Source organism: Streptomyces sp. NPDC101178 (assembly GCF_044767965.1).
In the GTDB taxonomy this organism is placed as follows: Bacteria; Actinomycetota; Actinomycetes; order Streptomycetales; family Streptomycetaceae; genus Streptomyces.
In genome coordinates this window covers 322,499-346,123 of sequence record NZ_JBIWOZ010000006.1, presented here as the reverse complement: position 1 = coordinate 346,123, position 23,625 = coordinate 322,499, and the positions used below count along the sequence as shown (strand labels likewise).

At 71.4% G+C, this 23,625-nt stretch carries 17 protein-coding genes and 2 riboswitches; of the genes, 8 read left to right on the top strand and 9 right to left on the bottom strand.

Translation table 11 applies throughout. The features are described from left to right. Positions 1-146: 146 nt before the first annotated feature. The 5 genes from ACIRR8_RS19735 to ACIRR8_RS19715 all read left to right on the top strand — a co-directional run bounded on the left by ACIRR8_RS19735 (position 147) and on the right by ACIRR8_RS19715 (position 5,271). Positions 147-908 carry a DeoR/GlpR family DNA-binding transcription regulator gene (locus ACIRR8_RS19735; RefSeq protein WP_404066199.1) on the top strand — a complete coding sequence of 254 codons (762 nt, stop codon included), beginning with the start codon at positions 147-149 and terminating at the stop codon, positions 906-908. A 154-nt stretch (positions 909-1,062) separates the two neighbouring features. Beyond that, complete coding sequence (locus ACIRR8_RS19730) at positions 1,063-2,436, top strand: ABC transporter substrate-binding protein (protein ID WP_404066196.1); 1,374 nt, start codon at positions 1,063-1,065, stop codon at positions 2,434-2,436. Continuing rightward, the gene (locus ACIRR8_RS19725; protein WP_404066194.1) at positions 2,433-3,398 is read left to right on the top strand and encodes a carbohydrate ABC transporter permease; all 966 of its coding nucleotides are present in this window, start codon (positions 2,433-2,435) and stop codon (positions 3,396-3,398) included. Before ACIRR8_RS19730 ends, ACIRR8_RS19725 begins: the two co-directional genes overlap by 4 nt. Beyond that, positions 3,395-4,285, top strand: a complete 891-nt coding sequence (locus tag ACIRR8_RS19720; RefSeq protein ID WP_404066192.1) for a carbohydrate ABC transporter permease — start codon at positions 3,395-3,397, stop codon at positions 4,283-4,285. Before ACIRR8_RS19725 ends, ACIRR8_RS19720 begins: the two co-directional genes overlap by 4 nt. Beyond that, entirely contained in the window at positions 4,282-5,271 is a 990-nt protein-coding gene (locus ACIRR8_RS19715; RefSeq protein ID WP_404066189.1) for a zinc-dependent alcohol dehydrogenase family protein, read from the top strand. The genes ACIRR8_RS19720 and ACIRR8_RS19715 overlap by 4 nt, the downstream gene beginning before the upstream one ends. Before the next feature lie 152 nt (positions 5,272-5,423). On the opposite strand, the gene ACIRR8_RS19710 is transcribed toward ACIRR8_RS19715, so the two are convergent. Further along, positions 5,424-7,616, bottom strand: a complete 2,193-nt coding sequence (locus ACIRR8_RS19710; protein WP_404066186.1) for a discoidin domain-containing protein — start codon at positions 7,614-7,616, stop codon at positions 5,424-5,426. Positions 7,617-7,970: 354 nt separating this feature from the next. On the opposite strand from ACIRR8_RS19710, the gene ACIRR8_RS19705 reads away from it, so the two are divergent. Further along, a complete protein-coding gene (locus ACIRR8_RS19705) occupies positions 7,971-9,704 on the top strand; it encodes a discoidin domain-containing protein (protein WP_404066183.1) in 1,734 nt (577 codons plus the stop codon). 45 nt (positions 9,705-9,749) lie between these two features. Here ACIRR8_RS19705 and ACIRR8_RS19700 read toward each other — a convergent pair whose 3' ends face one another. Then, entirely contained in the window at positions 9,750-10,739 is a 990-nt protein-coding gene (locus ACIRR8_RS19700) for a DUF3048 domain-containing protein (protein ID WP_404066181.1), read from the bottom strand. A gap of 271 nt (positions 10,740-11,010) precedes the next feature. Between ACIRR8_RS19700 and ACIRR8_RS19695 the strand changes: the two genes are divergently transcribed. Beyond that, a complete protein-coding gene (locus tag ACIRR8_RS19695; RefSeq protein ID WP_404066178.1) occupies positions 11,011-11,466 on the top strand; it encodes a hypothetical protein in 456 nt (151 codons plus the stop codon). Between the two features lie 371 nt (positions 11,467-11,837). Here ACIRR8_RS19695 and ACIRR8_RS19690 read toward each other — a convergent pair whose 3' ends face one another. The 6 genes from ACIRR8_RS19690 to ACIRR8_RS19665 are packed head-to-tail and all read right to left on the bottom strand — an operon-like array spanning position 11,838 to position 19,834. Further along, positions 11,838-12,395 carry a CchlQ gene (locus ACIRR8_RS19690; protein WP_404066175.1) on the bottom strand — a complete coding sequence of 186 codons (558 nt, stop codon included), beginning with the start codon at positions 12,393-12,395 and terminating at the stop codon, positions 11,838-11,840. Positions 12,396-12,453: 58 nt separating this feature from the next. Beyond that, complete coding sequence (locus ACIRR8_RS19685; protein WP_404066172.1) at positions 12,454-13,290, bottom strand: ECF transporter S component; 837 nt, start codon at positions 13,288-13,290, stop codon at positions 12,454-12,456. Continuing rightward, the gene (locus tag ACIRR8_RS19680; RefSeq protein WP_404066169.1) at positions 13,287-14,939 is read right to left on the bottom strand and encodes an ABC transporter ATP-binding protein; all 1,653 of its coding nucleotides are present in this window, start codon (positions 14,937-14,939) and stop codon (positions 13,287-13,289) included. Before ACIRR8_RS19680 ends, ACIRR8_RS19685 begins: the two co-directional genes overlap by 4 nt. After that, on the bottom strand, positions 14,936-16,105 hold the full coding sequence (locus tag ACIRR8_RS19675; RefSeq protein ID WP_404066166.1) for an energy-coupling factor transporter transmembrane component T: 1,170 nt from the start codon (positions 16,103-16,105) through the stop codon (positions 14,936-14,938). The genes ACIRR8_RS19680 and ACIRR8_RS19675 overlap by 4 nt, the downstream gene beginning before the upstream one ends. A gap of 7 nt (positions 16,106-16,112) precedes the next feature. Further along, positions 16,113-17,021, bottom strand: a complete 909-nt coding sequence (locus ACIRR8_RS19670) for a hypothetical protein (RefSeq protein ID WP_404066164.1) — start codon at positions 17,019-17,021, stop codon at positions 16,113-16,115. A 23-nt stretch (positions 17,022-17,044) separates the two neighbouring features. Further along, entirely contained in the window at positions 17,045-19,834 is a 2,790-nt protein-coding gene (locus tag ACIRR8_RS19665) for a prenyltransferase/squalene oxidase repeat-containing protein (protein ID WP_404066161.1), read from the bottom strand. Between the two features lie 139 nt (positions 19,835-19,973). Continuing rightward, positions 19,974-20,047: riboswitch (cobalamin riboswitch) on the bottom strand. A gap of 146 nt (positions 20,048-20,193) precedes the next feature. Next, positions 20,194-20,272: riboswitch (cobalamin riboswitch) on the top strand. A 120-nt stretch (positions 20,273-20,392) separates the two neighbouring features. Between ACIRR8_RS19665 and ACIRR8_RS19660 the strand changes: the two genes are divergently transcribed. After that, positions 20,393-21,802 (top strand): hypothetical protein, encoded by a 1,410-nt coding sequence (locus ACIRR8_RS19660; protein WP_404066158.1) that lies wholly within the window; start codon positions 20,393-20,395, stop codon positions 21,800-21,802. Between the two features lie 27 nt (positions 21,803-21,829). Here ACIRR8_RS19660 and ACIRR8_RS19655 read toward each other — a convergent pair whose 3' ends face one another. Then, positions 21,830-23,323, bottom strand: coding sequence for a short-chain fatty acyl-CoA regulator family protein (locus tag ACIRR8_RS19655; RefSeq protein ID WP_404066155.1), 1,494 nt, complete (start codon positions 23,321-23,323; stop codon positions 21,830-21,832). Between the last annotated feature and the right edge of the window lie 302 nt (positions 23,324-23,625).

The following is a 23,625-nucleotide window of genomic DNA, read 5'->3' as shown; positions in this document are numbered from 1 at the left end:
CCGACGGAAACGGGCATGAACGGGCAGAGGGGATGGGGCGAAGAGCCTGGTCGAGCGGCTGACCTGCTTGTAAAAACGTCACATGGGCCCGAACGGACCGGGTCGCCGCCTGAACCGTGCCACCGCAAGAGCCAGGGATGTGTGTCGTGGACACCGACGAACGCCGCAGGGGAATTCTCGACACCGCCCGCCGGGACGGATCGGTCGAGGTGAACGCCCTGGCAACGCTGTTCAAGGTGGCCAAGGAGACCGTCCGCCGCGATCTGCACGTACTGGAGGAGCACGGTCTGGTCCGCCGGACCCACGGCGGCGCCTACCCGGTGGAGTCGGCGGGCTTCGAGACCACGCTCGCGGTCCGCACCACCCGTAACGTCCCGCAGAAGTCGCGGATCGCGGCCGCCGCCGCCGATCTGCTCGGGGACGCCGAGACCGTCTTCGTCGACGAGGGCTTCACCCCTCAGCTCGTCGCCGAGGCGTTCCCCCGGGACCGGCCGCTGACCGTGGTCACGGCGTCACTGGCCGTCGCCACCGTCCTCGCGGACGCGGAGAAGATCTCCGTCCTGCTGCTCGGTGGCCGGGTGCGCGGCTCCACCATGGCCACCGTCGACCACTGGGCCTCCAAGATGCTCGCCGGCTTCGTCATCGACCTGGCGTACGTCGGTGCCAACGGCATCTCCCGCGAGTACGGCCTCACCACCCCCGACCCGGCCGTCAGCGAGGTCAAGGCCCAGGCCATGCGCAGCTCCCGACGCCGGGTCTTCGCCGGGATCCACTCCAAGTTCGGCGCGGTGAGCTTCTGCCGGTTCGCCGGTGTCGGCGACTTCGAGACGATCGTCACCGACGCGGGGCTCTCCTCGGCCGAGGCCCAGCGCTACTCCCTCATGGGCCCCCAGGTCATCCGCGTCTGACCGGCCGCCCCGGTCCCGTACCGGCCGCACCACCCAGAGATCACCGCGCCCCGCCCCCGTCGGGGCGCGGTTCGCCCTGCCCGCACGCCCCGCGCCGTACCCCCCGACTTGCACGACCCGATCACCGAGCCGCTACGACTGATCAGGAGTCCCCATGCGCCCTCACCCCCGCCGACGACACGGACCACGCCACCGCCTGCCGCGCACGGCCGCCACCGCCACGGCACTCGCCCTCCTCGCCACCGGTTGCGCGGGAGCGGGCGGGACCTCCTTCGGGGGCGGTGACGCCCTCAACGTCCTGATGGTGAACAACCCGCAGATGGTCGAACTGCAGAAGCTCACCAAGGAGCACTTCACCAAGGAGACCGGCATCACCGTCCACTTCACGGTGCTCCCCGAGAACGACGTCCGCGACAAGATCAGCCAGGACTACTCCAACCAGGCCGGCCAGTACGACATCGCCACCATCTCCAACTTCGAGCTGCCGTTCTTCGCCGAGAACGGCTGGCTGCGCCCGCTGGACGCATACGTCGACGCCGACCCGGACTTCGACCAGCAGGACATCCTCCCGCCGCTGCGCGAGTCGCTGACCCACAAGGACGGCAAGCTCTACGCCCAGCCCTTCTACGGCGAGTCCTCCTTCCTGATGTACCGCAAGGACGTCTTCGAGAAGGAGGGGCTCACCATGCCCGCCAAACCGACCTGGAAGGAGGTCGCCGAACTCGCCGCGAAGACCGACGGATCACAGCGCGGGATGAAGGGCATCTGCCTGCGCGGCCTGCCCGGCTGGGGCGAGGTCATCGCCCCGCTCACCACCGTCGTCAACACCATGGGCGGCACCTGGTTCACCGAGGACTGGCAACCGCAGCTGACCTCGCCGGAGTTCAAGAAGGCCACCAAGTTCTACGTCGACCTGGTACGCGAACACGGAGAGCTCGGCGCCCCGCAGTCCGGGTACGCCGAATGCCTCAACAACATGACCCAGGGCAAGACCGCCATGTGGTACGACGCCACCGCCGGCGCCGGATCGCTGGAGGCCAAGAACTCCCCGGTCAAGGGCAAGATCGGCTACGTACCGGCCCCCGTCGAGCAGACGAAGAGCTCCGGCTGGCTCTACACCTGGGCCTGGGGCATGCAGAACGCCTCCAAGAAGGCCGACGACGCCTGGAAGTTCATCTCCTGGGCCTCCGGCAAGGAGTACGAGGAGCTCGTCGGCGCCACCAGCGGCTGGTCCAACGTCCCCGCGGGCAAACGGGCGACCACCTACGCCCACCCCGACTACCGCAAGGAGGCAGGGGCGTTCGCCGACGTCACCCAGCAGGCCATCTCCGAGGCCGACCCCAACAACCCCGGCACCCAGCCGCGCCCCACGGCTGGCATCCAGTTCGTCGGCGTACCGGAGTTCACCGACCTGGGCACCAAGGTCGCGCAGGAGATCAGCGCAGCCATCGCGGGCCGCCAGTCGGTGGACGCCGCACTCGCCACCTCCCAGAAGCTGGCCGAGAAGGTAGCGGAGGAGTACCGATGACCACGACCACCGCCGTACGGCCGACCCCGCCCCGGCCGGCCCCGCCCGGCAAGCGCCCCACCGGCAGCAGAGCCAAGGCCTGGGCGACCCGCGCACCGCTGCTCCCCGCCCTCGTCTTCCTGATCGTGGTCACCCAACTGCCCTTCGTGGCAACGCTGGTGATCTCCTTCTTCGACTGGAACTCGCTCAAGCCGGACCAGCGCCACTTCACCGGATTCGCCAACTACGGCTCCGTCTTCACCGACCCGGCCCTGCGCGAATCGGTCCTCACCACCGTCCTGCTCACCGCGACGGTCGTGATCGTCAGCGTCGCACTCGGCCTCGCCTTCGCCCTGCTCCTGGACCGCACCTTCTTCGGCCGCGGCTTCGTCCGCACCCTCCTCATCACGCCGTTCCTCATCGTGCCGGTCTCGGCGGCGCTGCTCTGGAAACACGCGCTCTACAACCCCGAATACGGCCTGTTCAACGGTGTGCTGACCTGGTTCGGCAACCTTTTCGGCATCGAGTCGATCGCACAGCCGGAGTGGACCTCCGAGATGCCGCTGATGGCCGTCGCCGCGGCCCTCGTCTGGCAGTGGACGCCGTTCATGATGCTGATCCTGCTGGCCGGACTGCAGAGCCGCCCCGCCGAGATGATGGAGGCCGCCCGCCTCGACGGCGCCGGACCCTGGCAGATGTTCCGCTTCCTGACCCTGCCGCACCTGCGCCGCTACCTCGAACTCGGCGTCCTGCTGGGCTCGGTGTACATCGTGCAGAACTTCGACGCCGTGTTCACCATCACTGCGGGCGGCCTCGGTACCGCCAACCTCCCGTACACCGTCTACGAGACCTTCTACCGGGCCCATGAGTACGGACTGGCGTCCGCCGTGGGCGTGGTCGTGGTGATCGGCACCGTGATCATCGCGACCTTCGCGCTCCGGGTGGTCTCGTCCCTCTTCCGTGAGGAGGCGAGCCGCGCATGAGCGCCTCGACCGCAGCACCGACCCGCACCCGAGCCACCGCGAAGGCCACCGCGCCGACGGCCCGCGCCCGCAGGCGCTCCACCGTCCTCGGCCTGGCCGCCTGGGCCGTAGGCCTCGTCTTCTGCCTGCCCGCCCTGTGGATGGTGCTGACCTCCTTCCACTCGGAGGCCGATGCGGCGACCAACCCGCCGTCGCTGGCAGCCGCCTTGACGCTCGACGGCTACCGCACCTTCTTCGGCGGCGGAGGCGGCCCGACCCCCTGGCCCCCGCTGGTCAACTCCCTCACGGCGTCACTGTTCTCCACGCTGCTGGTGCTCCTGCTGGCGCTGCCCGCCGCGTACGCGCTCTCCATCCGGCGGGTGCGCAAGTGGACCGACGTGATGTTCTTCTTCCTCTCCACCAAGATGCTGCCGGTGGTCGCCGGTCTGCTGCCGATCTACCTGTTCGCGAAGAACACCGGGCTCCTGGACAACATCTGGCTGCTCGTCCTGCTCTACACCTCGATGAACCTGCCGATCGCGGTGTGGATGATGCAGTCCTTCCTCGCCGACGTGCCCGTCTCCATCATCGAGGCGGCCCAGGTCGACGGAGCGAGGCTGCCGACGGTCCTCGGCCGCGTCGTCGCCCCGGTCGCCGCCCCCGGCATCGCCGCGACAGCTCTGATCTGCTTCATCTTCAGCTGGAACGAGCTGTTGTTCGCCCGGGTGCTGACCGGCGTGGTCGCCGGGACGGCGCCCGTCCACCTGACCACCTTCGTCACCAGCCAGGGCCTCTTCCTCGCCCAGCTGTGCGCAGCGTCCGTGGTCGTGTCCCTGCCGGTGCTCATCGCCGGCTACGCCGCCCAGGACAAACTCGTCCAGGGCCTTTCACTGGGAGCAGTCAAATGAGGGCAGCCATCGTCGAGGCCCCCGGCAAGGTGTCCGTCACCACGGTCGACGACCCCACGCCCGGCCGGCGGGACGTGGTCGTGAAGGTGGCGTCCTGCGGGCTCTGCGGCACCGATCTCCACATCCTCCAGGGCGAGTTCGCCCCCACCCTGCCGATCGTCCCGGGCCACGAGTTCGCCGGTGAGATCGTCGCCGTCGGCACCGGCGTCACCGAGCTGGCCGTCGGCGACAAGGTGGCCGTCGATCCCTCGCTGCACTGCCACGAGTGCCGCTACTGCCGTTCCGGCCGCGGCAACCTCTGCGACAACTGGGCGGCGATCGGTGTCACCGTCCCCGGCGGAGCGGCCGAGTTCGCCGTCGCCCCGGTCGCCAACTGCGTCAAACTGCCCGAGCACATCGACGTCCGCGACGCGGCCCTGATCGAGCCGCTCTCCTGCGCGGTTCGCGGCTACGACGTCCTGAAGGGCAACCTGGGTGCCGAGGTCCTCATCTACGGCTCCGGCACGATGGGCCTGATGATGCTGGAGCTGGCCAAGCGCACCGGCGCCGCGTCGGTGGAGGTCCTGGACATCAACGCGCAGCGCCTGGAGACCGCGAAACTCCTCGGCTGCACGGGTGCGGCCGCCCGCGCGGAGGAGCTGGACCGGCCCGGCGGCTGGGACGTGGTCATCGACGCCACCGGCAACGCGGGAGCGATCCAGGACGGCCTGGGCCGGGTCGCCAAGGGCGGTACGTTCCTCCAGTTCGGGGTGGCCGACTACGCCACGACCGCGGTGATCGAGCCGTACCGGATCTACAACCAGGAGATCACCATCACCGGCTCGATGGCGGTCCTGCACAGCTTTGAGCGGGCCGCCGCGCTCTTCGCGAGCGGCGTGCTGGATCCGGCGGTCTTCATCAGCGACCGGCTGCCGCTGGAGCGGTACCCGGAGGCGATCGACCAGTTCAAGGCGGGGGTGGGGCGGAAGATCGTGGTGCAGCCGTAGGGGGCGCGTGCCGGAGGTGGTGGTGCGGGGCCTCCGGCACGCGCGCCCATGCCCGCGGTCACGTCCACCGGAGGGCTTCCGCCGTCACGGCGGGGTGGACCGGTCCGGGCCGCCGGACACCGGGCCGGTCCACCTGCCGTCCACCTCTTGGGTCAGGGGAAGTTGACGACGGTCGAAGGGATCGTCGACGTTCCCGAGGTGGGCGAGCCGATGTTGTTGATCACGTGCTGGTACTGCCCGTTGCCGCCGAGCGAGACGACCAGCAGGTTGTGGAACTTCACGCCCGGCTTGACCGGTGCCTTGAAGCCGTGTTCCTGGATGATCGTCGGGTCGACGTTGTAGTAGCAGTAGCTGCCCATGCCCCAGCCCTCGTGCTGGTTCACCGAGTCGTCGACCCGGTAGGCCGCGTACCCCTTGGTGGTGCCGTTCTGGATGGCCGCCTGGTTGGGGGCGTCGTACGCCTTCTCGTTCTGGAAGAAGATGGTGCGGCCGCGTTCGCCGTACCACTCGACGTCGTACTTGTTGAAGTGCTCGACGAACAGCCCGGTGGCCAGCACGTCGTCGCCGTTGACCCGGAGGCCGTAGTCGGCCCGGTTGGTCTCCCAGCCCCAGCCCTCGCCGTGGTCCGCGCGCCAGATCCAGGTGTGGTCGATGATCACGTCGTCGCTGTTGACCACCAGGCTGGTGGTCGCCTTGCCGGGGCCCGCGCCGCCGATGCGGATGAACACGTCCTGGAGGGTGGTGGGGTTGACCGAGTGGTCGGCTGAGGCGCCCTGCGGGCCGACCTCCAGCAGCGTGGGCGAGTTGACGGGACCGGCGTCGATGAGGAAGCCGGCCAGCTTCACGCCGTCGACGTCGGCGACCTTCATCGCCGTGATGCCGTTGTCCGGGATGATCGTCGCGAGCCCGAGACCGAGCACGACGGTGTTGGCGCGGTTCACGTTGATCGTCTGGTCGATGTGGTAAACCCCGGGCGTGAACAGCAGGTTGAGGCCCTGCGCGAGCGCCGCGTTGATCGTCGCCGCGGTGGCGCCCTGCTTGACGACGTAGAAGCGGTTCAGCGGGATGGACTCACCTTGCTGGTTCCCGCCGTCCCAGGAGACACCGCGCGCGTTGACGCGTTTCGCCGGCACGAACACCTTGTACTCGCTGCCGTCCAGGTAGAGGAACGGCTTCTCCCGTGAGATCGGAGTGGTGTCCAGCGTGGTGTACGGCGGGTTCGGATAGCTGGTCGCGGGCGCGCCCTGCACCCCGGAGAAGGTCATGTTCCAGACCGCGTTGGTCCAGCCGCCGACCGAGCTGTCCCGGGTGTACCACTGCTGCTGGGAGTACGGGCCCACGGTGCCGTCGATCTTGCTGTCGGCGATGTAGCCGCCGCTGGCCCAACCGTAGCCGTTCGGGGCCAGGTTGAGGCCGCCCTTGACGTGCATGCGGCGGAACGGCGCGGCCTGCGAGACGGCCCAGCGGTTGGTGCCGTTGACCGGATTGAGGGTGAGGTTCTCCGCCGAGCGCCAGAAGTTCTGCGTGGCGTTCCCGTTGAACCAGCCCGCGTCCACGGTCACATCACCGTTGAAGGTGGTGGAGTTGGGGTGGAGGCCGAGGCCCGCGATCTGGGTGTAGAACCCGATCTGCGCGTTGATGTTGTTGTACGTACCGGGCTTGAACAGCAGCGCGTGCCGGCCGTTGCCGAACTGCGCGGACTCCTGCTGCCGGAAGATCGCGTCGACCCTGCCCTGGATGTCCGGCGTGGAAGGGTCGAAGACATGGACGTTCGGCCCGAGATCGCCACCGCCGGGGATCTGCGGCCCGCCGCCTCCGTCCCGCGTACCGAAGACCTTGAACTCCCAGAGGGAGTAGCCGTATCCGGTGGCGCGCTGGGTACCGGTGAGGCGTACGTAACGGGCCTCGCCGGAGACGGTGAGCGTCTCGTTCCCGCCCTGGCCGGTGGTGGTGGAGTAGGCGTTCGTCCAGGTGGTGCCGTTGGTGGAGGTCTCGATGCGGTAGCTCTTCGCGTACGCGGTCTCCCAGGAGAGCTCCACCCGGCTGAGCGCGGCCGGGGAGCCGAGGTCGATCCGTATCCACTGCGGGTCGGAGAACGCGCTGGACCAGCGGGTGCCGGGGTTGCCGTCGACCGCGTTGCCGGCGGCCGTACCGCCGTTCTCCTGGCTGGAGGCGGTCACCGGGCTGCCCTGGGAGAGCAGGACGGGCGCGGCCTGTGCCGGAGCGGTCTGCAGGACGCCGAGCAGAGTCGCGACCAGGGCGGTCACCAGCGCGAAGCCGATTCCGCGCCGTCGGTGAAGTGCGGCCGCCGGGGGCCGCGAGGGTCTGACGAGGGCAACAGACATGTCCTGATCTCCTGAGGTGTCAGCTGTGCGGGGGGCGGGAGGCGGGGGTGGCACGCGCTCCCGGCGAAGAAAGAGAGCGCTCTCTCGGTAGCCGAATGATTCTCCCGGGTTTCGGTCGCGTCAAGAGTTGTGCACAGGATCGCCGGGGCCGGCCTCCTGGCGTGCCTGATGTTTCATCTCCTGAAAGCGCAAACGGAGTTGGCGGCAATCCGACGGGACAAGTCGGACGAGGCTCTTCAGGTGTCCGGGTCAACTGCCCCGTAACCCCTTGACGGTTGGCGTGACTCCCGCCACGCTCCCCACTGCGGGGAGCGCTCTCTCGGCCTTCATCCCGCTACAGAGCAAGGAGCTCACATGAATGCCCGTGGAACACCACGGCTTCGAGGCGCCGTGGCCGTCATGGCCGCGGTGGCCCTCCTGTTCACCCTCGCGGTGGCCCTCGCCCCGGAACGGGCCGTCGCCGCCCCCGCCCTCGTCTCGCAGGGCAAGCCGGCCACCGCCTCCAGCGCCGAAGGCCCGTTCACCGCGCCCAACGCCGTGGACGGCAACCGCGGCACCCGCTGGTCCAGCGAGTTCAGCGACAACCAGTGGATCCGCATCGACCTCGGCAGGGACACGGCCGTCGGACAGGTCGTCCTGGACTGGGAGGCCGCGTACGCCAAGGGCTACCGGATCGAACTCTCCGCCAACGGCACCGACTGGACGACGATCCACTCCACCACCACCGGCACCGGAGGCGTCGAGACGCTCACCGTCTCGGGAACCGGCCGCTACATCAGGCTCGTCGGCACCCAGCGCGCCACCCCGTGGGGCTACTCCCTCCACGAGTTCCAGGTCTACTCGACCACCGGCGGTACCGGCCCCGGCGGCGACGTCCTGCTCTCGTACGGGAAGACCGGCTCCGCCTCCACCTCCCAGCACGACGGCACCTGCTGGCAGTGCGGCCCGGACAAGGCCTTCGACCGTGACCCGGCGAGCCGCTGGGCCACCAGCCCCGAAGGCGGCTGGACCGACCCCGGCTGGATCGCGGTCGACCTCGGCGCCCGCGCCGAGATCCACCGCGTGGTCCTCCAGTGGGACCCGGCGTACGCCCGCGCGTACCGCATCGAGGTCTCCGACAACGGAACCGACTGGCGGACGATCCACTCCACCACCACCGGCACCGGCTTCAAGGAGACCCTGAACGTCACCGGCACCGGCCGCCACGTACGCCTGTACGCCACCCAGCGCAGCGGCCAGTACGGCTACTCGCTCTGGGAGTTCCAGGTCTGGGGCACCGGCGGCGCGCCGATCCCCGCACCGCCGCTGCCGCCGGAACCCACCTACGACCGGCTGGTCTTCAGCGACGAGTTCAACGGCCCCGCCGGCGCCGCACCCGACCCGGCCAAGTGGGTCCCGGAGACCGGAACCGGCCCCAACAACGAGCTGGAGTACTACACGAACAACAAGAACGCCGCTCAGGACGGCAACGGCAACCTCGTCCTGGAGGCCCGCCGCGAAGTCACCCCCGGCTCGTCCTGCCCGCGCGACCCGCTGAGTTCCAGCACCACCTGCCAGTACACCTCGGCGCGGCTCAACACCTACGGGAAGTTCCAGTTCACCTACGGCCGGGTCGAGGCGCGCATCAAGGTCTCCGGCACGCAGGGGCTCTGGCCCGCGTTCTGGATGCTGGGCGCGGACTACTTCGACAAGGGGCGCCCGTGGCCCTACACCGGCGAGATCGACATCATGGAACACGTCGGCAAGGAGCCGAAGACCACCTACTCCACCCTGCACGCACCCGCCTACAACGGCGCGGCCGGCTACGGAGGCCCGCACTCCCTGCCCGGCGGCGCGAACTACGCCGACGACTTCCACACCTTCTCGGTGGACTGGAACAGCACGGGCATGACGTTCCGGGTCGACGGCCAGGTGTCGTTCCGGGTCGACCGGGAGGAGCTGGAGCGCACCCGCGGACCGTGGGTGTTCGACCACGACTTCTTCCTGATCCTCAACAACGCGGTCGGCGGTGACTGGCCGGGTCCGCCGGACACCACCAGCCGGTTCCCGCAGAAGCTGAGCGTCGACTACATCAAGGTCTGGCAGTAGCACCACTCCGGCGGAGGACGGCCCGGTCCGACCTCCGCCGGAGTCTCAGCGGGCTTCGTACACGATCCAGAGCGGCCCTTCGGCCAGGTCGATCCGCCCGCCGTCCGGCGTGGTGAACCGCGTGTCCGCGTCCGCCGCGGGCCGCGTCCACCGGGCCCCGTACGCCTTGCCGTCCCGCAGCACCTGCGCGGACCCCGACCCCACGGTCTCGGTGAACGGCGTGTTGTTCCCGGACCGGTCGCCGAGGGACGACGGACGTACGGTCACCTCCTGCACGATCACCGTGGCGGCCCCGAGCTGTCCACCCTCGCTCCCACGGGCCGGCGAGCCGTCCATCGCGACCAGCCACCGCTCGCGCTCGGCGGACCAGGTGAAGGTGGTGCGCGCGGACGGGAAGCGGACCGTGCGGCTCTCCTCGGCGCTCCCGCCGGACGGCGCCGGCCCGAACCGCAGCCCCAGCGCCGCCACGGCTCCGGTCCCCGAAGCGGTGTACGGAATCCGCTCCGGCCGCAGGTAGAGGTTGTGCGGCGCCGGCCGCTCGGACCCCCGGAAGTACGCCCCGGGCGCGGCCGACGGCGGTACGGCGTCGAGCGGCGCGCGCTCGATGGCCGGCAGCAGCCTGCTCTGCGCCCCCGAGAAGGCGAGCACCGGCCGGTCGAACTGGCGCAGCAGCTCCAGATCGGTCTCCCGGGCGCTGCGGACCGGCCCGATCACCGGCGGCACCTCGGAGGAGTAGACCGCGAGGAGCCGGCTGAGCCCGGCCTCCACCTGCTCGACGTAGACGATGTCCGCCTGCTGGAGACCGGTCTGCGGCCGGGCCGGCACCACGTTGTCGATCTTCACCGCGAGCACCTCGGCGTCCGCCCCCGTACCGGACGGACCACTGCTCCGGCTGTCGGGCGCCGAACCGCCGCCCGTGCAGCCGGCCGCGAGGAGGACGAGGAGGAGCGCCATGATCAGCGCCGCGGCCGGGGTCTTCGACCGGGGGGTCACGGGCGTCCGGGGGGCTGTGGCCCTGCGGAGGGGTGCGGACATGGCGACGACCGTCCTTCCGGGGCACCGGCCGGCCGTCCCGGCGGAGCGCTGCCGCGTCGGGCCCTTCCTCCATCATCACGCACCGGGGCTGCTCACGGTTGCGTACGCGCCCGCCACACGCCCCGGTGCACAGCTGCCCCGGCCGACATGGCCGGAACTGCACGGCGCCGCACCCCCGATTCCGCTTCCGATGGGACTGTTCGCTCTTTACGGTTGCACCAGGGACGGGTTACGTGTCCGCACGGTGACGGGTGAGGCAGAGGGGGGTCCGGTGGAAGCCGAGTTGACGGCGCTGGCGGCATCAGGAGCGAGCGCCTTCGTGGGGCTGATGGCGACCGAGGCGTGGAACCAGGTGCGCGGCCGGGTGGCCCGGTTTCTGGCGCGCGGCGGGGACAGCGAGGACGTGGACGCCGAGCTGGAGCAGTCCCGCGCGGAGCTGATGGCGGCGCGCGGCAGCGGCGACGAGGAGGGGGCCGCGGACATCGCCGCGGAGTGGCGCGTCAGGCTCCGCCGGGCCCTGCGCGACAACCCGGAGGCCGAGCGGGAGCTGCGGAGCCTGCTCGACGAACTGGCCCCGGACCAGCCGCCCGCACCCACCGTCACGGTCAACAACAGCACCAACGGCGGGACGTACTACGGCCAGGTGATCCAGGGGCACGACATCTCCGGGCTGACTTTCAACGGCGGGGGTGCGGCGGTTCCCCGGCCGGAACCAGGCGCCAGGTGAGCGTCCCGGGCGCCGGTGACGGGTCCCACCACACCGTCGCGCGGAACGACCTCTCCGGCACCGTCCACGGCCCGGTCGTGCAGGCCGCCACGAGCCACGGCGGCATCACGTACGCCGTCCAGCAGGCGCCTCCGACCGGTCCTCGGATCACACCCGACGAGATCCCGCAACTGATGGTGCGGTGCATCAACCGGACCGAGAACCCCGCCGGCCTCGACGGAGCGCCTACTGGCAGGAATGTCCCTCGGAAAGCAACGGTCCGTGGGTACGCCCGCCCATTCGCGGCTTGCGGATATTGTCGGCTTGTCGCATCTCAAGCGGTGCTGCAACCGTTGCGAGGTCGGGTAAAAAGCGATGATCGCACTGTACGTTCATCGCCCATCGCGCCCCACGGTCAGCTCATCCCGGCATATCGGGCAGCGGTCCTTGCCGTCCCAGTCCGCCCACCCGAAGGACGCGGGTGAGAACGTCCGGTCCCGCAGCTCCTTGCGCACCTGGACCCGGTAGGCCCAGACCCGGTCCAGGTAGGGGTGGTAGGCATCGTGGAAGGCTGCGGACGTGTGCCCGGCGCCCGCGGCCACCACGCGCTGGACCGCCCGCAGCTGCGCGAACATCGCCTGGCCCGCACCGGCCACATCGGCCGACGCGTCGATGAAGAACCGCTCCCGCACCTCGTGGACGGCGGCCTCGCTCAGGGCCGCGCGGGCGGCCCGGTCCGGGTCGGTGGCGGTGTCCTGGTCCTGGGCGATCTGCCGCAGCCGGGAGTGGCAGTCCCCGACGGCCGAGATGAACTCGATGTACACCGCGCGCCGCCGTTCCGCCGCCTCGCGGTCGTTCTCGTGGCGCCGACGCAGATGGTCGGCCAGTACGGTCCCCGAGATGGCGATGAGGCCACCGCTGACCGTCGCGACGAGCGTTCCCCAGTCCACGACTTCCCCCCAGAGAAGTGATCCCCGTTCCTGCGGTGTCCCCGAATCTACCGTGGGTCTACCGCGGGCCCTGTGCCTTCGGCCCCGCGAACCGCACCGGAGCCCGGAAGCGGGCCTTGCGGGCCGCCCGGCGGAACGTGGTGAGGACCGCGGGGCCGGCCAGGGTGATGCAGAGGAAGTTCGTGACGGCCCGCCCGGTGTCCCAGCCCAGCGAGGTCGCCACGTCGAAGGCGAGGTAGCGCTGCCACTGCTCGGTGAAGGGGAGGCCGGGCAGGTAGGCGATGGAGCTGTTCGGATCCACCGAGAACGGCCAGAAGGACAGGTTCAGCAGAAAACCGAAGAGGTAGCCGGAGAGTGAGCCGTAGACCGCGAGCATCATCACCTCGCGGCGGCCCGTGGCGCGCGGCAGCAGGCCCGCGAGCATGCCGACGAACGCGCAGCCGAACATCTGGTACGGCATCCACGGCCCGACCCCGCCGGTGATCAGCGCGGAGGCGAAGAGCGATGTGCAGCCCAGCGTGAAGCCGAAGCCGGGACCGTAGACGCGGCCCGCCAGGACCAGGACGAAGAACACCGTCTCGATCCCCGCCGTGCCCGCGCCGAGCGGCCGCAGCGCCGCGTTGACGGCGGAGAGCACCCCGAGCATCGCCAGCGCCTTGGAGTTGATGCCGCCCTCGGAGATCTCGGAGATCACCACGCACAGGACGAGGACCAGCAGGACGCCGAAGATCAGCGGCGGGGCGTAGTTGGCCCCCAGCTTGCCCGGGGCGACCAGGAACGGCCAGAAGAAGGCGACCAGGCCGAGGAACGCGGCCAGGGCGATGACGATCCCGGCGCGCGGACCGATGCGGATGGCGCCGGCCGGGCGGTCGGTGAGCGGCGGAAGCTCTGTCATGCGCCCGCCTCCCCGGCCGGGAGCGCGGCGGCTACCTGATTGACCGTCAGGTACGGCAGCGGCGACAGGATCTTCGCCACCTGCGGGGCGAAGACCGGTGAGGCGACGATCACTTCGGTGGTCGGGCCGTCCGCGACGATGTCGCCCTCGGCCATCACGACCACCCGGTCGGCCGCCCGCGCCGCGAACTCGACGTCATGGGTCGAGATCACCACCGACCGCCCTTCGGCGGCCAGTTCGTCGACCATCGCGATCAGCTGGGTCTTGGCCCGGTAGTCCAGGCCGCGGGTGGGCTCGTCCAGCAGCAGGACTCCGGGCGCCGCGGTCAGCTGGATGGCCAGGACCAGCGCGAGCTTCTGGCCCTCGGAGAGGTCGCGCGGGTGGGTCGCGCCGTCGATGCCGGGCGCCAGCCGGTCCAGGATCGCGCGGGCGGAGAGGCCGTGGCCCTCCCGTACCGCCGACTCGGTGTCCGCCTGGTCGAGTTCCTGCTTGACGCTCTCCAGGTAGAGGAGGTCGGTCGGGGTCTGCGGGACCAGGCCGACGAGCTGCCGGGCCTCGGCGGCGGAGAGCGACTTGGGGTCGCGCGAGCCCTGCGTGTCTCCTCGGTCGACACGTACCGTACCGGACTTGCGCGGGCCCGAGCCCTGGAGCGCCCACAGCAGCGACGACTTGCCCGAGCCGTTGCGGCCCATCAGAGCGGTGATCTCGCCGGCCCGCAGATCGAGGTCCACCTCGCGCACCGCCGCCACGCCCCGGTACGCCACCGTGACCCCGCGCGCCGTGAGCAGAGCCGGGCCCGGCTCTTCCGGCAGCAGGCGCACGGGCGGGGGTGCGGTGGTCGCCAGGGCGGTGCGCAGCGGGGCGGCGGCGCGCCGGGCGTCCCGGACCGCGAGCGGGAGCGGTGACCAGTGCGCGGCGCGGCCCAGCTCCACGATCGGCGGCGCGATCGACGACGTGGTGAAGATGTCCGCCGGTGCCCCCGACACCACGCGGCCGTCGCCGGGGAGGTGGATGACCCGGTCCGCGTACTGCACCACCCGCTCCAGCCGGTGTTCGGCCAGCAGCACCGTGACGCCCAGGTCGTGGACCAGGCGGGTGACCGCGGCCAGCACCTCTTCCGCCGCTGTCGGGTCGAGCGCGGAGGTCGGCTCGTCGAGGACCAGGACGCGCGGGTGCGCGGTGAGGACCGAGCCGATGGCGACGCGCTGTTGCTGGCCGCCGGAGAGTTCGTACAGCGCCCGGTGGCGTAGATCCGCCAGCCCGAGCAGATCGAGCGTCTCCTCCACCCGCTTCCGCATCACCGCCGGAGAGATCGCCAACTGCTCCATTGCGTAGGCGAGTTCCTCCTCCACCGTGTCCGTGACGAAACCGTCCAGCGGGTCCTGCCCGACCACGCCGACCACATCGGCCAGCTCGCGCGGCGGATGGTCGGCGGTGGTGCGGCCGTCGACGGTGACCGTGCCGTACAGCGTGCCGCCCGTGAAGTGCGGCACCAGCCCGTTCACCGCGCCCAACAGCGTCGACTTGCCGACCCCCGTATGGCCCACCACCAGGCAGAGTTCGCCCTCCTCGACCTCCAGGTCCACCTCCCGCAGGACCGGCTCGTCGGCCCCGTCGTACTCCACGGTGACCTGGTCGAAGGTGATCATGCGGCTTCCTCGGTGCGCGGTACGGAGACGTACGGGACGGGCTTGCTCGGCGGCGGAGCCAGGAACCCGGCGGCTCCGGCCAGCAGGATGGCGGCGGCCGGGACGGGCGGCAGTGTCGGCCAGCTGAGCGGATGGAAGGACGGGTTCAACGCGGCCGGGTCGTAACCGACGTCGGTGAACAGCAGCACCGCCGAGAGCACCCCGCAGGACGCCACCGCCCACTCCGCGAACCGCCACGGATCGGGCCGGTACGTCGTCCGCGTCACCCGGCGTCCGCCGAGCCGCAGCCCGGCCACGCAGAGCACGGAACCGGCCGCCAGCGCGGGCAGCCCGAGCAGCTTCGGCGCGGTCGGATCGAGGAGCCCGTACGCTCCGGCGCAGAGTCCGCACATGCCCGCCAGCATCAGCGCCCCGGTCAGCCGGCGCGATCCGCGCGTGGCCGAGCCGGCCCGCCCGTAGCCGCGCGAGTCCATCGCCGCGGCCAGCCGCAGCGACCGCTCCAACGCGTCCTCCAGGACCGGCACGACGATGCCCCGCAACGCCTTGAGCCCCTTGTTGCGGCCGGCCCGCAGACGGCGGGCGCGCGAGACCCGCTGCACGCTCTGCACCAACTGCGGTGCCACGCTGATCGATACGGTGACGGCGACCCCCAACTCGTACAGCGCACCCGGCAGTACGCGCAGCGCCCGCTTCGGGTTGGCCAGCGTGTTGGCCGCGCCGATGCAGCAGAGCATGCAGGCGAGCCGGAGCCCGTCCGTGGCGGCCGACAGCAGTGCCTCCAGCGAGACGGGGCCGCCGAGTTGGATGCCCGCGTACCAGTCCGGAGTGGGAATGTGAGGGAGCGAGAAGAGGTGGTGGTCGGTCGGGCGCATACCCGTGGCGAAGACCGCCCGGAAGATCACCCGGATCGCGACCACCGTAAGCGCCAGATAGAGGTAGTACTTGAAGCCCCGCGCCCACGGGGCCTCGGTGCGGCGCATGGTGATGACGTGACCGAGCACCGCGAGGACCAGGAAGAGCAGCAGCGGGTTGTTGGTCCGGCTGACGGCGGTGGCGAGGGCCAGCGCCCAGATCCACCAGGCGAGTGGATGCAGGGTGCGCGGAAGCCGCCTCCCGCCGGTGTCCGGCACCGGCGTGCCGGGTTTCACCGGAGCGGTACGGGTCACGCCGGCGCTACTCCGCACGGCGGCGGCGCTTCGCGGCGAAGACGGCCGCGCCGCCGATCACCGCCACCAGACCGGCCGTCGCCGCGAGGGGCACCACCGAGCCTGAGTCGTGCTCCGCGTCCGGCGCCGGAGCGGCGTCCACCACCCTCGTCTCCTCGCCCGGCGCCGCGACGACCTCACTCGGGGGTGGGGAGGAGGCGGAAGCGCTGGGGGAGGGCGACGGCGAGGCGGAGGGGGAAGCGGACGCGGACGGGGGCATGCCGCCTGAGGCGGTCGGTGAAGGAGGCGCGGCAGATGGCGGCGGCGGTGCGGCCGGAGCACTACCGCCCGGCTGCTCCGTCGTCCGTACCGGATCGGGCTGCGGTCTCGGCTTCGGCGGGGGCTGCGGGGCCGGATCGCCGCCCGTGGGAAGGGAGTTGTGCGCCCGCAGCTGGTTCGGTGTGAGTGTCGGGCGGCCCTTCGTGCCGCCGATGTCCGTCCCGCCGAAGATCCACAGGTCCACGCTGCCGGGCTTCGGCTGGTAGCTCATGGCGCCCAACTGGCTGTACTCCCAGGTGTTCTGCCCCGGGTCGGCGTGCCAGTACGACCAGTAGGCGGAGGCGGGCGGGGTGAGGACGCAGTCCTCCTGCTGGGGCGTCGGATACTGCTTGCCGCCCTGGTGACCGCTGTAGCCGATCCGGCAGATGAACGCCGGTCCGTCGTGCCCGGTGCCGGTGGTCCGCCAGCCGCCCTGGTTGAGCAGCTCGTAGCCGGTCGTCGGCGTCGTACCGCAGGAGCGGTAGACGGGACCGCCCCACTGGCTGAAGTCCACGGCCAGCACCACACCCGACGAGGTCGTGCACTTCCCGATCGGCTGCGGGGCCGCTGCCGCCGGAGCGGCGGGCGCGAGGAGCGCCGCGCCCACCAGTCCCAGCACGGCCGCGGTGTGAGCGGATGCCCTCACAGCTCACCGCCCACGGCCGTACGCCGGTTGCGTGCGGCCACGACCGCGCCCCAGCCCGCCAGGATCAGTACGGCGGCCGCCGCCAGGCCGAGCGCCTGCCCACCGGTCGACGCGAGACTGCCTCCGCCTCCGCTTCCGCCGCCCGGAGCGTTCGCGTCCACGATCCCCGGTCCACCGGCGGAACCCGCGCTGTCGCCGGGCGTGATGATCACCGGAGGGGAGGAGGACGGCAGCGGATTCGGGGTCGTACCGTCCAGGGAGCGGGTCAGCACGCCGAACGAGATACCCGTCGAACCGCCCACCGCCTGCGTCGAGGCGCGCAGGTCGGAGCCGCGCTGGCCCTCCTTGGCCACGTTGAAGCCGCCGTCCGCGTTCTGCTGCGAGGCCAGGAACTTCCGCGCCTTCGCGATCTGCTTCCCGTACTTCTCGGCGTCCAGGGAGAGGCCCTGCACGGCGAGCGCCGCCGAGTTGACCGAGTTGCCTGCCGCGCCCGGGAAGCCGCCGTCCGGCAGCTGCTTCCCGGCGATCCAGGCCAGCGCCCTCTTCACCGCCGCCGCGTGCGGGTCACCGGGGACCAGGTCCAGGGCCATCGCCGCCATCGCCGTGGAGTCGACGTCCGCGTCACCCGTCGGCGGGACCAGGCTCGGCCAGGCGCCCGTGGAGGTGTGCTGGAGACCGGCCAGATAGCCGATCGGCGCCTCGGCGGCCTCCGTCTCGCCCGCCCGCACCTGGGCGATGACGCCGAGGGACTGGCCGAAGACGGACATCGCGTAGGCGTAGGCGCCCTTGTCGGCGCAACTGCGGTCCGGCTGCGGGCTCTTGGTGGTGCAGACCGCATCGGCGAGACCGGCGATCAGGTCCTTGCCGCCGAAGTCGCGCGGGTCGCGTTCGACGACCTGGGCGAGCACCGCCGCCTTGCCCATCGAGCCGCCCAGCGCGTGCGCGGAGCCGGCGTTGGTCCAGTCGTGCACCGTACGGGCTTCGCCGTCCTTGCCGCCCCGGTCCAGGAAGTCCACGACCGTGCGGAGAGCGTCGTTGTCGTGGCCGGTCGCGGCCAGCGCGAAGGCGCCGTCGATGGTGAGGCCGAAGTCGGCCCGGGTGGTGGACCCGCCCGCCGCGTAGTACCGGCCCTGCCGGAGGTTGGCGGGGCTGGTGAGGTAGGCGACGCCCTTCTTGAGGTCCGGGCCGGCGCCGGCGGGCGGGGTGGTGGTCGGTGGGGTCGTGGTGGGCGGGGTCGTCGGGGGAGTGGTCGGCGGTTCGGTGGGCTCGGGCACCTTCGTGGTCAGGGTGACCAGGTTGGTGCCACTGCCCGCCAGCACGGCCGGGGCCGTCGCGTAGAGCGCGCCGTCCTCGGCACCCTCGTCGAACCCGAAGCCGCCGTCGGCGAGTTGCTCGCGCGACAGCCACCAGACCGCCGTGTCGGCGGCCCGGGTGCCACCGAGCGCGCGCAGCGCCTGCGCCGCGTAGGCGGTGGCCGGGACGGAGCCGGTGGTGGAACCGTTGTACGCGGCGAACGCACCGCTCCTGAGCTGCGCCTTCTTCAGATACGCGACGTTCTTGGCGACGACGGCGTCATGGCCGCCCACCTCGTCCAGCACCAGGGCCACCAGGCCGGTGGTCATCGGATCGCCGTCGCAGTGCTCCTCGGGGCCGATGAGGATACTGGTCACCGAGCCGTCGTCGCAGACCAGTTGGGTCAGCCGGGTCACGGTGTCGGCGGGCGGCACCATCCCGCCGCGCAGCAGCGCCAGGACGGCCAGCGCCTGCCCGTCCCCGTACGAGGCGCCCCGGAAGTCGCCCTTGGCCGTGCACCCCGGCGCGCCGCCCCCCGCGCAGACGTTCTTCTCCAGGTCACCGAGCAGGTCGTGCCCGCCGAAGTCGCGCGCGTCGCCCTCGGTGACCGCCGCGACCAGCGCCAGCCGGGCCGCGGCGGTGGTGTCGGGTGCCTCCTCGGGGCCCGAGGTGTAGGCGTACTCGGTGGCGCCGGAGGCGAGGCGGGCCACCACCTTGTCCAGGGCCGGGCCCTTCCCTCCGGCGGCGGCCAGCGCGTACGCGGCCTCGGTGGTCAGGAAGTAGTTCGGGGTCTCGGAGCCCTCGTCCACCACATGGGAGCCGTCGTGCAGCCGCTCCGACACCCAGCGGGCGGCGGCCGGGACGTCGATCTTCCCGACCGGCACACTCGGGCCGTCCGTCGGTGTATCCGACGGATCCGGCGTGGTGCCGCGCGCGCGGACGTCGTCCGGGGTGAAGGCGGGCCGGCCGGTGGTGCCGCCGACGTCGGTGCCGCCGAACACCCAGGCGTCCACGTCGCCCGGCTTCGGCTTGCGGTCCATGGCGCCGAGCGGGCTGTAGGACCAGTTCGACTGGCCGGGCGAGGCGATCCAGTACGACCAGTAGGCGGTGGCCTGCGGGGTGAGGACGCAGTCCTCGGTGGCCGGAGTCGGGTACCGAGTACCGGAGTTGAAGGAGTTGGTCCCGATGCGGCAGATGAAGCCGGGCCCGTCGTGCCGGGTGCCCTCTGTGGTGAACCCGCCGTCGCGCAGCAGCTCGTACCCGCTGGTCGGCGTGGTGTCGCAGCCGCGCACCACACCGCCGCCGAACGGGCCGAAGTCCACGGCCACGACGGCGCCGACGGTGGGTGTGCACTGCTCGATCGGGTCGGCGGCCGCCGGAGCGGCGCCGGTGACGAAGGCCAGACCCGCGGCGAAGGTCACCGCTGCCGCCGAGAACAGTGAGAGGAGTCTTCTGCCGGCCGCGCGCCGGTCCTGTTGCTGTGCGGTCCCCACCACGGCCCCTCGTGTTCGTCCGGGCGGGCGTGCGTGGCAGACGGCTCCCCGGGACGCGGCCGTGAAAGGCAGCCGCGGGGGAGCTGTTCGAACCACGCCGTAGTCCGCGACGGCGCTTCTCGCTGACGTTCCAGGCTCCAGGCATTCCGGCTCGCCCGCGCGGTGGCGGGCCTACGGTTGCGGGTCAGCGCCGGATTCCGACCGGCTTCCCCTGGGGCTGAGTGCTTATCAGCCGGATTTGAACACGCGCTCGAAGAGACCGTCAAGGTGGTGTATGTCTCCTCGCCTTTGCGCCCCCGTGCGCCCCGGCCCTGCCTGGCGCGCCCCTGCCGGCTCGGGTAGCGTCCTGGCCTGCCATGAGGGGGAACCCGGTGCGAATCCGGGGCTGACGCGCAGCGGTGTGGGACGGCAGGGGGCCGTTACCGAGCCCGAATGCCCTGGTGGCAGCTGTACCAGCGAAGCCGTACCCACGCGTCCGGGCGTCGGCCACCCACCTCCGCCCGGTGCCTGACCAGGCGGCGTGCGGTGCCGTGCGCCCCTCATTCCAGGAGCAGGCACATGCCCCGTTCTCGCACGTCCCGTCGTCTCGCCGTCGTGATGCCCGCCGTCGTCGGGGCCTTCGTCCTCACGGCGCTTCCCGCCGCCGCGACCTCCACGCCCGCCCAGATCGCCACCTCGAAGACCAACGGTGTGGCGTACCTCAAGACCCTCCAGGCCGCCGACGGTTCGTACGCCGGGTCCGGGCTCTCCAACGAGTGGGCCTTCAGCGCGTTCGCCGCCGCCGGTACGGCCGCCGTGGACGTGACGCCCGGCGGCGACGCCACGAAGAACGCCCGTACCGTCTACCGCAACCTGCTCTCCACCCCCGGCTGGCCCTCCGCCACCCCGGTGGTCACCGACTACCAGCGCGGCACGCTCAACGCGTACGCCGCCGGGATCGACCCGGCCCGGGTCTCCGCCTCGCGCAACCTCATCGCCGACATCTACGGCTACTGGCAGAACGCCGAGGCCGGCTACTTCGGTCCCTCCGCCAACTACAACGGCACGGTCTTCGCCGCCCTCGCGCTCGGCGGTGCCAGAACCCAGGCCGGCGCCCAGCGCGTACCGCAGGCGCTCGTCGACAAGATCGTCACCCGCATCCGGGCCAACCAGCACAACGACGGCGGCTGGACCTACGCCAAGGCCGAGGGCAACGCGACCGAGCTGGCCAAGCCGGGCGACATCGACATGACCGGCGCCTCCATGGCCGCGCTCTGCGCCTCCGGCGTCCCGAACACCGACGCCGACATCGTCCAGGCCAAGGCGTTCCTCAAGAGCAAGCTGGTCAACGGCTCCGGCGCGTTCAACGCCCTCTACGGCATCAACACCAGCTCCAACGGCTGGGCCGTCTCCGGCCTCAACGCCTGCGGCATCAACCCGCAGACCGGCGACTTCCTCACCCCGGCCGGCAAGACGCCGATCGACTTCCTGATCGCCAACCAGTTCAACCCGGCCGGCGGCTTCAAGTACCAGCCCTCGGACACCAGCCCGTCCGCCTACTCCTCCACCGACGCCCTGCGCGCGGTCGCCGGCGGCGGCTTCACCGCGGCCCCGCCCACCCCGGTCACCGCCGGCGCGCCGAAGTGGGTCGCGGCGAGCGGCTTCACCTCCGGTACGGCGACGAAGCTGGCGCTCACCGTGGACGACGGGACCGCCACCCTGAAGGTCTGCAACGTCGCCTTCACGCCCACCGGCGCCACGACCGACCTCGGCACCGTCCTGGCCGCCGCGTCGACCGCCTCCACGCCGGCCGGCTGCGTCACCTCCGTGGTCCCCGCCTCCGGGACGGGCACCATCACCTCCGTCAACGGCAAGGCCAACGCCGGTTCGGCGACCTGGAAGGTGTCCACCGACGGCTCGGCGTTCACCGGGGCCACCCGTAACAAGGTGATCGGCGTCGGCGACACGATCGCGCTGCGCTACTCCTGACCCGGTCCGGTGCAGGGGGCGCACCGGCTACCGGGGCGCCCCCTGCACCGGGTACGGCACGAACGTGCTGCTGTTCTCGTCGATGGCCAGCGGCCGGCCCAGTGGCGGCACCGCGCGCTGCGGGCAGTCCAGCCGCTCGCAGATCCGGCAGCCCATGCCGATCGGTGTCGCGGCCGAGGCGTTGTCCAGGTCGAGACCGTCGGAGTAGACGAGCCGCCCCGCGTGCCGGATCTCGCAGCCGAGCCCGATCGCGAACGTCTTGCCGGGCTCGCCCCAGCCGCCCCGGTGGCGCGTCACGGCGCGCGCGGTCCAGAGGTAGCGCCGACCGTCGGGCATGGCCGCGATCTGTACGTGGATGCGTCCGGGAGCGGCGAACGCCTCGTACACGTTCCAGAGCGGGCAGGTGCCGCCCGCGCGCGAGAAGTGGAACCCGGTCGCGGACTGCCGCTTCGACATGTTCCCGGCCCGGTCGACCCGGACGAAGGAGAACGGCACGCCGCGCAGCCGGGGCCGCTGGAGCGTGGAGAGCCGGTGGCAGACCGTCTCGTAGCCGAGCCCGAAGTGGTCGGTGAGCCGCTCGATGTCGTACCGGACCTCCTCCGCCGCCGTGTGGAAGGCGCGGTACGGAAGGATCAGCGCGCCCGCGACGTAGTTGGCGACCCCGATCCTCGCCAGCGGCCACACCGCCGATCCCTCGTCGTAGTCCTCGGAGGCCAGCCGCGCGATCTCGCCGCCGTACTCGAGCAGCGCGAGCTGGGTCGCCATCCGGAACGCCTGCTGGCCGGGCCGGAGCCGGCTGGAGAGGTACAGCACCCGCTCGTCCGGGTCGTAGTGGTGCAGCCGGCCGGTGTCCGCCTTCCTGGTGTTCTCGTCGCTGCCGTGGAGCGCCGGACGGCGGCCCCCCGACGCGCCCCCGCCCCGGCCCCGCCGGTCGTCGGCCGTGGCCAGCCGGATGCCGTGCCGCTCGGTGAGCCGCGCCGACAGCGCCCGTACGACCTCACCGGGACGTACCCCGATCTCCGCCGCCAGCTCCTCCGCCGCCAGGTCCGCCTCGTGCAGGTAGTTCTGCCGACGGTAGAAGAACTCGCGGATCTCCTCGTGCGGTGAGCGCGGCAGCTCCGGCCCGCCGCCGCCCCGCAGCTCGGCCGCCTCCGCGAGCCGTTCGGCCAGAGCCTGGTTGCGGCGGCCCAGGTCCAGCAGCACGTTCGCGACGCCCGGCAGCCGCGAGGCCAGCTCCGACAGCTCGGCGGCCGAGACCCGCGCCGCGCCGACCTCGTCGGCCAGCGCCTCGCGCAGATCCGCCAGCACCCGGGTGGTGTCCCGCTCGGAGAAGAAGCCGGGGTCCACCCCGAACGCCTCGGTCAGCCGCAGCAGCACCGGCACCGTCAGCGGGCGCGAATCGTGCTCCATCTGGTTCAGATAGCTCGGCGAGATCGCCAGCATCCGCGCCAGCTCCGCCTGGCTCAGCCCGCGCTCCTCACGCAGCCTGCGCAGCCGCGCGCCCGCATAGGTCTTGCTCATGCCGGGACCCCTCGCGCCATGGTCAACATATCGACAACCCTAGCCGCGATACGGCGTTCCGGAGCCTTCGCAACCTTGGCAAAGTGCGCGGAAAGATTCGCAGAACTTGGCATGCGTCCTCGGTTGATGGCACTCAGTGCCACTGCCAGAGTTGTTCCTGCGGCCCACCGGACACCGGCTCCGGATCGGGGATCCGAGCACGATTTCACGCCCTGACGTCGTACTCCTCGGAAACTCGGACCGGTTCGCCGGGCGCATTGCTTACCGTTCCACCTCGGAGGTCCGGTGGGCCGCATCCAGGA